Origin of the sequence: Streptomyces sp. NPDC005799, assembly GCF_040630525.1 — a bacterium.
GTDB lineage: Bacteria > Actinomycetota > Actinomycetes > Streptomycetales > Streptomycetaceae > Streptomyces > Streptomyces griseorubiginosus_B.
In genome coordinates this window covers 189,865-203,234 of sequence record NZ_JBEXXQ010000007.1, presented here as the reverse complement: position 1 = coordinate 203,234, position 13,370 = coordinate 189,865, and the positions used below count along the sequence as shown (strand labels likewise).

Annotated in this window: 6 protein-coding genes and 1 pseudogene; 6 read left to right on the top strand and 1 reads right to left on the bottom strand. The window is 71.4% G+C overall.

All coding sequences use genetic code 11. The annotated features are described in order from the left end of the window. Positions 1-70: 70 nt before the first annotated feature. Together ABZ453_RS09625 and ABZ453_RS09620 are read left to right on the top strand one after the other, a co-directional pair. A pseudogene (locus ABZ453_RS09625) lies at positions 71-241 on the top strand (SRPBCC family protein); the annotation flags it as partial. A 4-nt stretch (positions 242-245) separates the two neighbouring features. Continuing rightward, positions 246-725 carry an MSMEG_6728 family protein gene (locus ABZ453_RS09620; protein ID WP_359013318.1) on the top strand — a complete coding sequence of 160 codons (480 nt, stop codon included), beginning with the start codon at positions 246-248 and terminating at the stop codon, positions 723-725. Positions 726-728: 3 nt separating this feature from the next. On the opposite strand, the gene ABZ453_RS09615 is transcribed toward ABZ453_RS09620, so the two are convergent. Continuing rightward, positions 729-1,568, bottom strand: coding sequence for a SigB/SigF/SigG family RNA polymerase sigma factor (locus ABZ453_RS09615; protein WP_359013316.1), 840 nt, complete (start codon positions 1,566-1,568; stop codon positions 729-731). Between the two features lie 398 nt (positions 1,569-1,966). Between ABZ453_RS09615 and ABZ453_RS09610 the strand changes: the two genes are divergently transcribed. The 4 genes from ABZ453_RS09610 to ABZ453_RS09595 all read left to right on the top strand — a co-directional run bounded on the left by ABZ453_RS09610 (position 1,967) and on the right by ABZ453_RS09595 (position 13,354). After that, complete coding sequence (locus ABZ453_RS09610; protein ID WP_359013314.1) at positions 1,967-6,238, top strand: HAMP domain-containing protein; 4,272 nt, start codon at positions 1,967-1,969, stop codon at positions 6,236-6,238. Positions 6,239-6,313: 75 nt separating this feature from the next. Beyond that, positions 6,314-8,818: a SpoIIE family protein phosphatase gene (locus ABZ453_RS09605; protein ID WP_359013312.1), complete on the top strand. Its 2,505-nt coding sequence runs from the start codon at positions 6,314-6,316 to the stop codon at positions 8,816-8,818. 91 nt (positions 8,819-8,909) lie between these two features. Continuing rightward, a complete protein-coding gene (locus tag ABZ453_RS09600; RefSeq protein WP_359013310.1) occupies positions 8,910-13,064 on the top strand; it encodes a SpoIIE family protein phosphatase in 4,155 nt (1,384 codons plus the stop codon). After that, entirely contained in the window at positions 13,064-13,354 is a 291-nt protein-coding gene (locus ABZ453_RS09595; RefSeq protein ID WP_359013308.1) for an STAS domain-containing protein, read from the top strand. Before ABZ453_RS09600 ends, ABZ453_RS09595 begins: the two co-directional genes overlap by 1 nt. The last annotated feature ends 16 nt before the right edge of the window (positions 13,355-13,370 follow it).

Below are 13,370 nucleotides of genomic sequence, written 5' to 3'. Positions count from 1 at the left end.
TTGGGCTTCGTCGTGCGGGGCACTCGGCGGGGGCTGATGATCATATCGGTCGGGAGCACGGGAGGCGTGGGTGGCCGTTCGTCATCGTCTGATCAAGGTGAGCCCCAGCGCCGCGTGGGCGGTGCTCGCCGACGGCATCAGGTATGCGGAGTGGGTGGTGGGAACGTCCGCCTCCCGCCCGGTCCGCGGCCGATGGCCCGCGAAGAACGCGGCGATCCGCTTCCAGGTGCGGTTGGAGCCGACCCATGCAGACCTTCCTCCCCGACCCTGACTTCAGGACGACGGCCCAGCTCCTGGACCGCCGCCGCCTGGGCAAACAACGCGTCGAGGCGCTTCAGGTGCTGCGCGGCCTGACCGTGCCGGGCTACGGCTGGCGTCGGCACCCGGCGGTGCGGATGTGGGCCGGGTACGAGGAGGCTCTCGTCCGCTACGGACTGGAGATCTGCCGGGTGTGGCGCGAACAGGGGCACCAGGACAGCTGCGCCGCCTCGCTCGTCGCCGGTTTCGCGGCCGCCCGCCCGGGTCATGCCGTGCGTGAGCAGGGGCGGCTGGCCGCCGAGCGGGAACTGCCGCCCTGGCTGGGCGACGAGCAGTTCCACCGCAGTCACCGCTCGGCGCTCGTCCGCAAGGACCCCGCCGTCTACGGCGAGCTGTTTCCCGGCGTGCCCGACGATCTGCCCTATGTGTGGCCGCCCTCGGACCGCCGGGACGCGCTGGCCTCCTGAGACTCAGCCCGTGGTGAGCAGGGCCGCGCGCAGCCGGGCCAGAAGACGGTTGAGCAGGCGGGAGACATGCATCTGCGAGATGCCCAGACGCTTGCCGATCTCCGCCTGGGTGCACTCCTCCACGAAGCGCATGTGCAGGATCAGCCGCTCCCGCTCGTCGAGTTCGGCGATCAGGGGCGCCAGGGAGTGGAAGTCCTCCACCAGCTCCAGAGCGGCGTCCTCGGTGCCGATGAAGTCCGCGAGAACGCCCTCGCCGTCCTCACTGGTGGAGACGGCGGCGTCGAGCGAGGAGGAGTTGTAGCCGTTGGAGGCGACGCGGGCCTCGATGACCTCCTCCTCCGACAGGCTCATCAGCTGCGACAGCTCCGCCACCGTGGGCGTACGGCCCAGGCGGCTGCTGAGCTCCTCGGTGGCGTGGGCCAGCTGGACCCGGGCCTCCTGCAGTCGGCGGGGCACGTGGACGGCCCAGGAGGTGTCGCGGAAGAACCGCTTGATCTCGCCGACGATGTAGGGGATGGAGAAGGAGGTGAACTCCACCTCGCGCGAGACCTCGAACCGGTCGATCGCCTTGATCAGGCCGATCACGCCGACCTGGACGATGTCCTCCATCTCCGCCGGGCCGCGGCTGCGGAACCGGGCGGCGGCGTAGCGCACCAACGAGATGTTCATCTCGATCAGCGTGTTGCGCGCGTACTGGTACTCCTGAGTGCCCTCTTCCAGCTCCGCCAGCCGGGCCAGGAAGTGCCGGGTCAGCTCGCGGGCGTCGCGAGGGGTGACGTTGATGGGGTCGGCTACCTCCGACAGCTGGTCCGCCCCGGCTTCGGTCGTCAACGCCGCCGTCATGATGGATGCCTCTCCCTCGTATCGACTCGCGGCCTGCCAGCCGCTCGGGCTGGCGGATACCCCGGATTCTGCTTCTCACCACATTCTTGCGCGCCGGACGGACAAGTGGCCGATTTTCATCCCTCGCCCGGCCCGGTGCGACCCGGTTGGCAAATCAGCTCGTGTACCCGGGAAGACACCCTTCATGCAGCTCGGGTCGCGGAATTTCGAGCCGGCCGCGATGTTCTTCTGAGGCTTTGGTTGTCGAACGACAACTGCGTTAATCTTCACCGGATTTTCTCATCGGGCCGCTCCGTGAACTGCGTAAACGCGGACGGTGAGGCGGGGTCGTACGCGGTCCCGGCGCGGTTCCGAGTCCTCGGGGTGAGGGCTCTTGGGGAGCGGAACAAGGGGTACGCATGGCGAGCAGGACTACCGAGGCCGTCGAGCGGGCCCCGGGTGAGCAGGAGCTGCGGCAGCTGCTGGCCGGGCTGACCGCCGTACGGGACGGTGACTTCGGAACCCGGCTGCCGGCGGACGGCGAGGGCCTGCTGGGCGACATCGCCACGGTCTTCAACGGCATGGTGGACCAGCTGTCGGTGTTCACGTCCGAAGTGACGCGGGTGGCACGCGAGGTGGGCACCGAGGGCACGCTGGGCGGTCAGGCGGAGGTACCGGGCGTCTCGGGGACCTGGGCCGATCTGACCGACTCGGTCAACGCCATGGCGGGCAACCTCACCACACAGGTGCGCGACATCGCCCAGGTCGCCACGGCGGTCGCCAAGGGCGATCTGTCGCAGAAGATCGACGTGCCCGCGCGCGGCGAGATCCTGCAGCTGAAGGAGACCGTCAACACGATGGTCGACCAGCTGTCCTCGTTCGCCGCCGAGGTCACCCGTGTCGCCCGCGAGGTCGGCAGCGAGGGCCGCCTCGGCGGACAGGCCCAGGTGCCGGGGGTCGGCGGCGTCTGGCGCGACCTGACCGACTCGGTCAATTTCATGGCGGGCAACCTCACCTCCCAGGTCCGCAACATCGCCCAGGTGACGACCGCCGTGGCACAGGGCGACCTGTCCCAGAAGATCACCGTGGACGCCCGCGGCGAGATCCTGGAACTGAAGAACACCATCAACACGATGGTCGACCAGCTCTCCGCCTTCGGCGACGAGGTCACCCGCGTCGCCCGCGAGGTCGGCACCGAGGGGCGGCTCGGCGGTCAGGCGGACGTCAAGGGCGTCAAGGGCACCTGGCGCGACCTGACGGACTCCGTGAACTTCATGGCGGGCAACCTGACCGGGCAGGTCCGCTCCATCGCCCAGGTCGCCACAGCCGTGGCCAACGGTGACCTCTCCCAGAAGATCACCGTGGACGCCCGGGGCGAGATCCTGGAACTGAAGGAGACCATCAACACGATGGTCGACCAGCTCTCCGCCTTCGCCGACGAGGTCACCCGCGTCGCCCGCGAGGTCGGCACCGAGGGCAACCTGGGCGGACAGGCCATCGTGCGGGGCGTGTCCGGCACCTGGAAGGACCTCACCGACAACGTCAACGTGATGGCGTCGAACCTGACCGGGCAGGTCCGCTCCATCGCCCAGGTCGCCACGGCCGTCGCCCGCGGTGACCTCTCGCAGAAGATCACCGTGGAGGCCAAGGGCGAGGTCGCCGCCCTGGCCGACGTCATCAACACGATGGTCGACACGCTGTCCGCGTTCGCCGACGAGGTCACCCGCGTCGCCCGCGAGGTCGGCACCGAGGGCCGCCTCGGCGGACAGGCGCACGTGCCGAACGTGGCCGGCACCTGGAAGGACCTCACCGACAACGTCAACTCCATGGCCAACAACCTCACCGGGCAGGTGCGCAACATCGCCCTGGTGACGACCGCGGTGGCCAACGGTGACCTGTCGAAGAAGATCGACGTCGACGCACGCGGCGAGATCCTGGAGCTGAAGACGACCATCAACACGATGGTCGACCAGCTGTCGTCGTTCGCCGCCGAGGTCACCCGCGTCGCCCGCGAGGTCGGCAGCGAGGGCCGGCTCGGCGGACAGGCCGAGGTCGAGGGCGTCGAGGGCACCTGGAAGCGGCTGACGGAGAACGTCAACGAACTGGCCGGCAACCTCACCCGGCAGGTCCGGGCGATCGCCGAGGTCGCCAGCGCCGTCGCCGAGGGCGACCTGACCCGCTCGATCACGGTGGAGGCCTCCGGCGAGGTCGCCGAGCTCAAGGACAACATCAACTCCATGGTGGAGTCCCTGCGCCAGACCACCCGGGCCAACCAGGAACAGGACTGGCTCAAGACCAATCTCGCCCGCATCTCCGGCCTGATGCAGGGGCACCGCGAACTGCCCGTGGTCGCCGAGCTCATCATGGACGAGCTCGCGCCGTTGGTCAGCGCCCAGTACGGCGCCTTCTACCTGGCGGAGGAGAGCGCACGCGGCCACGAACTGCGGCTGGTGGGCTCCTACGGCTACCCCGACGACAGCGACCGGCCCGAGCGCATCCCCGTCGGACGCTCGCTGGTCGGACAGGCCGCGCGCAACCACAAGCCCATCAGCGTGGAGGACCTGCCGCCGGGCTACGTCACCATCTCCTCCGGACTCGGGCACGCCGTACCCAGCGCCCTGGTCGTGCTCCCGATCGTCGTGGAGGACCAGGTCCTCGGCGTCCTCGAACTGGCCTCCGTCACCCGCTTCACAAAGATCCACCAGGACTTCCTCAGCCAGCTGATGCCGACCATCGGCGTCAACCTCAACACCATCGTCGCCAACGCCCGCACCGACGAGCTGCTGGACGAGTCCCAGCGGCTGACCGCCGAACTCCAGGCCCGCTCGGAGGAGTTGCAGGTCCAGCAGGACGAACTGCAGCGCTCCAACGCCGAGCTGGAGGAGAAGGCGTCCCTGCTGGCCTCGCAGAACCGCGACATCGAGGCGAAGAACCTGCAGATCGAGCAGGCGCGCCAGGAACTGGAGACCCGCGCCCAGGAGCTGGCGCTGGCCTCCAAGTACAAGTCGGAGTTCCTGGCCAACATGAGCCACGAGCTGCGCACCCCGCTCAACAGCCTGCTGATCCTCGCCCAGTTGCTGGCGCAGAACCCCTCCCGCAACCTCACCCCCAAGCAGGTCGAGTACGCGGGCATCATCCACTCCGCCGGCTCGGACCTGCTCCAGCTGATCAACGACATCCTGGACCTGTCGAAGGTCGAGGCCGGCAAGATGGACGTCGCTCCCGAACGAGTCCCGCTCCGCCAGCTGCTGGAGTACGTCGAGGCGACGTTCCGTCCGATGACGACGCAGAAGAGCCTGGAGTTCACGGTGGCCACCGCGCCGGGCACCCCCGCCGACCTGCTCACCGACGACTCCCGGCTGCGGCAGATCCTGCGCAACCTGCTGTCGAACGCGGTGAAGTTCACCGAACAGGGCGGCGTGGAGCTGCACATCGAGCCCGCCGCGGACCGGGAGGTGCCCGCGGGCGTCCACCGCGGCGGCCCGGTGGTGGCCTTCCGTGTGAAGGACACCGGCATCGGCATCCCCCAGCAGCAACTGGAGACGATCTTCGGCGCGTTCCAGCAGGCGGACGGCACCACCAGCCGCAAGTACGGCGGCACCGGCCTGGGCCTGTCCATCACCCGCGAGATCGCCCATCTGCTCGGCGGTGCCGTCACCGTCGACAGCACGCCCGGTCAGGGCAGCACCTTCACGCTGTATCTGCCCGTCGCCCGTGCCGACTTCGAGGATCTGCTGGACGGCGGCAGGCCGCTGGAGCAGCCCCGCGCCACGACCACCGCGGAGCTTCCGCCGGCGCAGGGGGCGCAAACCCCCGTTGCCCAGGGACCCGAGCAGCGCCGCCGGCGTCTGCTGGTGGTCGAGGAGCGTCCCCGCGGGCTGCTGACCCTCGTCGCCGAGCGGGCGGTCGCCGACCTCGCGCCCGATCCCGACGACCCCCACGGGCCGATCGACATCATCACGGCGGTCGGGGCGCAGGAGGCGGCGAGCACGCTGGCCGCCGAGCCCTGCCACTGCGTCGTCCTGGAACTCGGCATGCCCGACGACGAGGGCGCCCACCTGCTGGAGGCCATGCGGGGCGACTCGGCGCTGGCCAGCGTGCCGGTGCTGGTGCACACCGGTCACCGGGTCGACCTGGCCCACGAGCAGCGGCTGCGCGCCGGCGCGGACGGCCGGCCGCTGGACTTCCTCTCCAGCCTCGACGAGCTGCGCGAACGGATCACGCTGCACCTGTCCGCCGAGGAGCCGGGGGACGTGCTGTCGCTGGTGCGCGCCGAGGAACCGCACCGTCCGGCCGCCCATGTCGTGGACGACGCCTTCGTCGGCCGTACGCTGCTGGTCGTCGACGACGACGCGCGCAACCTCTTCGCCCTCAGCGGGGTGCTGGAGCTGCACGGCTTCCAGGTCCTGCACGCCGACAACGGCCGCAAGGGCATCGAGATGCTGCTCGCCCACCCCGACATCGCGCTGGTCCTGATGGACGTGATGATGCCGGAGATGGACGGCTACGCCGCCACCGCCGAGATCCGCGCCATGCCCCAGTACGCGGAGCTGCCCATCATCGCCGTCACCGCCAAGGCGATGCCGGGCGACCAGGAGAAGAGCCTCGCCTCGGGCGCCAACGACTACGTCACCAAGCCCGTCGACACCAACGACCTCATCGGCCGCGTCCGACACTGGCTGGCGGAGTGAGGGGTACCCCGCCAGCAGGCCCATCCGCCGATCGTGCGGCGTCCGTGGACGTCATAGCCGAGGAACAGGTCAACCGTGAGCAATCTCCACCAGCCGCCCGAGCCGGACGGCAGCGCCACCGGCTCGTGCGGCCAGCCGGCACCCTCCGCACCGGGCATCGACCTCGCCCGCGCCGATCCGGGGGCCGTGGCGCCCGCCGCCCGAACCGGCGCGGAGGCGCCCGGCACGACGACGACCGCAGAGGACGGGCGCACCTCCCCCGTCGGCCGGCTGGCCGCGACCGTGGAACGGCTGCGGCAGGAAGTGCGGGCCGCCCAGGCCGAGGCGGACGGCCGCGCCCTGATCGAACTGGCCAAGGGCATCCTGGTGGAACGGCTGGGCTGCGGGCCCACACAGGCGGCGCGGCAGCTGGAGGAGCTGGCCGAACAGGCGGGCGTGACCCCGCTGGAGTTCGCCGTGGACGTCATCAACCAGGCCTCGCGCGACCGGCTCTCCGAGGTCACCACGGCCTTCCTGGCCGCGGCGACCGGCCGCGCGGAGGGCGACGGCTCCTCCGCCGTACGCCTGCGGGCCGCCGAAAGCGGTGCGCTGGCCGCCCGCGACGCCCAGGCCGTGGCCGACTCCCTGCTGGACCACGCCCTCACGCCGCTGGGCGCGGTGGCGGTGGCCATCTGGGCGCTGAGCCCCGACGGTGCGCTCACCCTGGCCGGCAGCGCCGGATTCTCCGCCGCCGAGGCGGAACGCTGGCGGTACGTGCCGCCAGGGGTGGCGACGGTGGCGCGGCGCGGGCTCGGCGACCGCGAGGACCAGTGGATCGGCTCCCTGTCCAAGACCGGCCTGCCCTCCCTCGGCCAGCACCAGTACCCGGACGGCGGCCGCGTCGCCGTACCCGCCGGAGCCGGCGGCCGGATCCACGGCGTACTGGAGATCGTCTGGCCGACGCCCCTGGAGCCGCAGCCGCCGCAGATCGTCCGGCAGATCGAGGCGCTCGGCGAACTGTGCGCGCACACCCTGGGGACCTACGCCCACCAGCACCCGGAGGACGACCACAAGCCCCGGATCCTGCCGGACGTGGCCGAACTGATGGACCTGGCGGACGGACTGCACGACCCGGCCCTGGTGCTCGTGCCGTACCTGGACGCCGGCGGCGACCTCGTCGACTTCCGCATCCAGCACGTCAACAGCCGTTTCCTCGACCCCGCAGGGCGGCCGCGGGGCGTCGTCAGCGGCGCGCTGCTGCTGGAGGCCTACCCCATGGCCGCCGGCCAGAGCGAGCTGTTCGAGCAGGTGGAACGGGTCTACGCCACCGGTGAGCCGTACCGCACCCATCGCATGCGGCTGACCGCGCTGGTCGACGACGTCCCGCTGGCCGCCGTCGCCGACATCAACATCACCCGGCACGGCGGCAGCGTCCTGCTGATCTGGCGCATAGAGGACGAGACGGCCCGGCTGGCGAGCCTGCTCCAGCACGCCCAGCGGCTGGGCCGCATCGGCGGCTTCGAGGAGAACCTCCTCACCGGCGAGATCACCTGGAACGGCCAGCTCTACAGCCTCTACGGCAAACCCGACTCCAGCGGCCCGGTCCCCCTGGAGGACCTGCCCGCCCACGCCCACCCCGACGACGCCGTCGCCATCGGCCGGTTCCTGCGCACCCTGCTGCACCATCGCCGGCCGGCGTCCACCGCGTTCCGGCTGCAGCGGCCCGACGGCGTCACCCGGCACATCCGCGTGGTGGCCGAGCCGGTGCTGGACTCCGACGGCCGCCTGTTCGTCGTCCGGGGCGCCTACCAGGACATCTCCGCCCAGCACTGGACGGAGGTCGCCCTGGCCGCCACCCGCGACCAGCTCGCCCACACCGAGCAGCAGGCCAGCGAACGCGCCCGGCTCACCCTCCAGCTGCAGCACGCGATCATGCCTCCCGCACAGGCGCCGCTGGAGGCCCCCGGCCTGCGGGTGGCCGTGCGCTATCGCCCCGCCGAGACGCAGAACCTCGTCGGCGGCGACTGGTACGACGCGGTCATGCTGCCCTCCGGGCTGGTGCTGCTGTGCGTGGGCGACGTCGCCGGACACGGCATCGAGGCGGCCACCAGCATGGTCGTCCTGCGCAACGCGCTGCGCGGACTGGCCGTGACGGGCGCCGGGCCGGGACAGCTGCTGTCCTGGCTGAACATGGTGGCCCACCATCTCAACGGCGCCGTCACCGCCACCGCGGTCTGCGGTCTCTACGATCCCGAGCGGCGCACCCTGCGCTGGGCCCGGGCGGGCCATCTGCCGCCCGTCCTGGTGCGCGTCGGCGAGGCCGCCCCGCTGCCCCTGGTCAAGGGGATGCTGCTGGGTGCCGTGCCGGAAGCGGGGTATGAGGAGCACGAGGTCCAGCTGGCGGTGGACGACACCCTGCTGATGTACACCGACGGCCTGATCGAGCGCCGGGACCGCTCCGTGGAGGAGTCCCTGGCGCAGTTGCTGACGGCGGCCCGCACGGTCCCGCCCACGCTCGACCAGCAGTTGGACCGGCTGCTGACCTACAGCCGGTCCGACACCGACGACGACACCTGCATCGTGGGTGTCCGGGTGGCCTAGCCTCGTTTCGAGGGCAGTGCATCCGCCGAAAGGGTCGCGGCGGAACAGAAGGCGGCACTCCGAGTCGACGGGAACGAGAAGCGGGAATCCGGTGGCCCACGCGGACAACAGTGCAGACGACCCCCAGCACGCGGCCTGGCCCGAGGCCTTCGCCGCCGACACCGGCATGGGCGCGGACCTGGCCGCCGTGGACTGGCCGGCCACGCCGCTCGGGCCGCCGTCCCGGTGGCCGCAGAGCCTGCTGACGGCGGTGGACATCCTGTTGTCGTCGCGGTTCTCCATGTGGATGGCCTGGGGCCCGGACCTCACCTTCTTCTGCAATGCCGCCTACCGACGCGACACGCTGGGGCGCAAGTACCCCTGGGCGCTGGGCCGTCCTGCCAGTGAGGTCTGGTCGGAGATCTGGCCCGACGTGGGGCCCCGCATCGACCAGGTCCTCACCACGGGGGAGGCCACCTGGGACGAGGCACTGCAACTGTTCCTGGAACGGGCGGGCTATCGCGAGGAGACGTACCACACGTTCTCCTACAGTCCGCTGCGCGACGACACCGGCACCGTGGTGGGCATGCTGTGCGTGGTCAGTGAGGACACCGAACGCGTCGTCGGGGCCCGCCGGATGGCCACCCTGCGCGATCTCGGCTCCGCTCCCGACGTCGTGCGCACCGAGGCCGAGACGCTCGGGTTCCTGTGCCGGCAACTCGACGGCGACCAGGAGGATCTGCCCTTCACCCTGACCTGCCTCCTGGCGGAGGACGGCGCACGTCTGGCCGCCGCCACGGGCACACCGGCCGGCCATCCCGCCGCCCCGGAACTTCTGTCACCGAAGGACGCCTCCGGCCCTTGGCCGCTCGCGGCCCTGACGGACACCGCCTCCGTGTGCGTCCCGCTCGAGACCGTGCCCGATCTGCCCACCGGCGTCTGGCGGCAGCCGCCCCTGCAGGCCCTGGTGGTGCCGCTGGTGCAGCAGGGCGGCGAGCCGTACGGCTTCTTCGTCGCCGGGCTGAACCGCTACCGCACCCTCGACGAGGGCTACCGCGGATTCGTCGAACTCGTCGCCGGACACATCGCCGCGGGGATCGGCTCGGCCCGCAGCTACCGTGCGCAGCAGCGGCGGGCGGAGGAACTGGCCGAGCTCGACCGCGCCAAGACCGCCTTCTTCTCCAACATCAGCCACGAGTTCCGCACCCCGCTGGCGCTGATCTCCGGGCCGGTCGAGGAACTGCGCGAGCGGCTCGACGACTGCGACCCGCGCGTGCGGCAGGAACTTGAGGCCATCCACCGCAACGCCCAGCGGCTGGGAAAGCTGGTCAACACCCTGCTGGACTTCTCCCGCATCGAGGCCGGCCGGGTGCAGGCCGGTTACGAGCCGGTGGATCTGTCTGCGGTGACGGCCGAACTGGCCAGCGTCTTCCGCTCCGCCGTCGACCGGGCCGGACTCGGACTCGTCGTCGACTGCCCCGCCCTGGACCGGCCGGTCCACGTCGACCGGGACATGTGGGAAAAGGTGATCCTGAACCTGCTGAGCAACGCGCTGAAGTTCACCTTCTACGGCTCGATCGCGGTCACCGTCCGCGAGGAGGAGAACGAGGCGGTCGTCACCGTCCGCGACACCGGCGTCGGCATCCCCGCACACGAGATACCGCACCTGTTCGAACGTTTCCACCGCATCAACGGCGTCCGCGCCCGCTCCCACGAGGGCAGCGGCATCGGCCTGGCCCTCGTGCGGGAACTCGTCGCGCAGCACGGAGGTGTCATCACCGCCGACAGCGTCCCCGACCGGGGCACCCGCTTCACCATCCGGCTGCCGTTCGGAACCGCGCATCTGCCCGCCGACTCCGTCCGGGAGTCCACCGCGGCAGGCGCCGCCTCGGACACCGCCGTGCCGTACGTGCAGGAGGCGCTGCGCTGGTTGCCCGCCGACAGCGGCACCGCCGTACGGGACAGAGCCGCCACCGACGCCGCCTCGCCGTCCGCCGTACCGGCTCCGCCGCTGCGCGCCCGGGTGCTGGTGGCCGACGACAACGCCGACATGCGCGAGTACCTGGTCCGCATCCTCACCGGCGCGGGGTACGAGGCGGAAGCCGTCAGCAACGGCCTGGAGGCGCTGTCGTCGGCCCGCACGCACACCCCGGACCTGATCATCAGCGATGTGATGATGCCGCTGTTGGACGGGCTCGCGCTGCTGGGCGCCCTGCGCGCGGACACCCGTACGGCCTCGGTACCCGTGCTGCTGCTGTCCGCCCGCGCCGGCCAGGAGGCCTCCATCGAGGGACTGGCGGCGGGCGCGGACGACTACCTCGTCAAGCCCTTCGCCGCGGCCGAACTCCTCGCCCGGGTACGAGCGAACGTGGAGCTGGCCCGTCTGCGCACCCATCACGTGCGCTGGCGCACCGCGCTGGTGAACTCACTGCAGGAAGCGCTGCTCGTCATGGACGAGGACGGGTGCGTACTGGAGATCAACACCGCCTTCACCGGCATGCTCGGCCACGGCACCGACAGCCTTCCCTCCGCCCTGCCACACCTCTGGTGGCCCGACACCGCCACCGACCCCGAGGCCCACCGCACGGTCGCCGACGCCTTCGCCGACCTCCTCCGGCGTGGAAGCGGCAACCACACCCTTCCCCTCACCCACGCCGACGGGCACCGGCTGTGGGTCAGGGCCTCCTTCAACGACGCCCACGACCCCGACAGCGGACGCCGGATGATCGTGGGCACGCTGCGCGACATCACGGCCGAACGCCGGGCCGCCCAACGGGAGAGCGCGCTGGCCGCGCTCAGCACCCGGCTGGCCGGGACGACCGGTGTGCACGAGGCGCTCATCACGGCGTTGGACCTGTTCCGGCGCGTGTGGCGCGCCGAGAGCGTCCTGTCGGCCGTCTTCACCGCGGGCGCCGCCCCACGCGTCACGGCCACCGCCCCAGGTACCTGGTCCGACATCCCGCCCGAACGGCAACAGGCCATCTCCGGGCTCCGCCGGCAACCGCCCCTCGCCCCGCTGCGTGAGGACACCGGCGCCGGCATCCTCCTCGAACACCCCGATGGGCCCCTGGCCCTGTGGATCGAGCTGGGTCCCGCCCGCCGTTTCGGCAGCGAGGACGAGCTGCTGCTGGCACTGCTCGCCGGTCACCTGGCCCAGGCCCTGACCCGCGCCCACCAGATCGACCAGCAGCGCGAGACGGCACTCGCCCTGCAGCGCGCCATCCTCGGCCCGGCCCAATTGCCCGAGGGCTTCGCCGTGCGTTACGAGCCCGCGACTCCTCCCCTGGAGATCGGCGGCGACTGGTACGACGTCATCGCGCTGCCGGACGACCGGATCGGCATCGTGGTCGGCGACTGCGTCGGGCGCGGGCTGCGGGCGGCCACCGTCATGGGACAGTTGCGCAGCGCCTGCCGGGCGCTGTTCCTGCAGGACCCCAGCCCGGCACGCACCCTCATGGCGCTCGACCACTTCGCCAAGGGCATCCCCGGTGCCCTGTGCACGACCGTCTTCTGCGCCGTTCTGGACCCGCTGACCGGCAGCCTGACCTATTCGAGCGCCGGCCACCCGCCGAGCGTGCTCGCCCTGCCGGACGGCGGCACCCGCCTCCTCGACCGCGGGCACGCCCTGCCGCTGGCCATCCGTCCCGGTCTCCAGCGCCCCGAGGACGTCTGCCGACTGCCGGGCCGCTCCTCTCTCCTGCTGTACACCGACGGCCTCGTCGAACGCCGGCGCCAGCCGCTCGACACGGGCATCCAGCGTGCCGCCGAGGCGCTGCACGCCGGCCGCCGGCTGGAGGTCCGTGGGCTGGCCGACCACGTCATGGCCGAACTGGCCCCCGAGGGCGGCTACGAGGACGACGTCGCCCTGCTGCTCTACCGCCATCCCGCCCCGCTGCGGGTGGACTTCCCCGCCGAGTCCGGCCGGCTCGCCCTCGCGCGCCACGCGCTGCGCGACTGGCTCACACGCTGCGACATGCCCCGGCGCGTCGCCCAGGACGTACTCATCGCCGCCGGCGAGGCCTGCGCCAACGCCATCGAGCACGGCCACCGCGACACGCCCGGCGGAGACGTCCGGCTGGCCGCCGAGGCGTCCACGGACACCGTGCGGGTCACCGTCGCCGACACCGGACGCTGGAAGCCGGGGGATCCTGCCTCCACTCCCCACCGCGGCCGCGGAATCGCCATGATGCGGGCCCTGGCCGGCGACCTCACCATCACGCCGGGCCCGGACGGCACCACCGTTGAAATGCACACGAGGATCCCGTGATGTCCACTGAGCTGACTCTCACCCACCGCCGCGCCGCCGACGGCAGAGCCGTCCTGGGCATCGAGGGCGAGATAGACATGAGCAACAGCGAGCTGCTCGCCGAGGCGCTGGAAGCCGAATCCGGTCCCCTCCTCGTCGATCTGACAGGTGTGGAATATCTCGACAGCGCGGGCCTGAACGTGCTGTTCGCGCATGTCGACCGTATCGAACTGGTCGCCCCGCCATTGCTGCACCCGGTGCTGACCATCTCCGGCCTCACGCGTCTGGTGAAACTGCGCCCGTCACAATGAAATCGCCGGTCTGGGA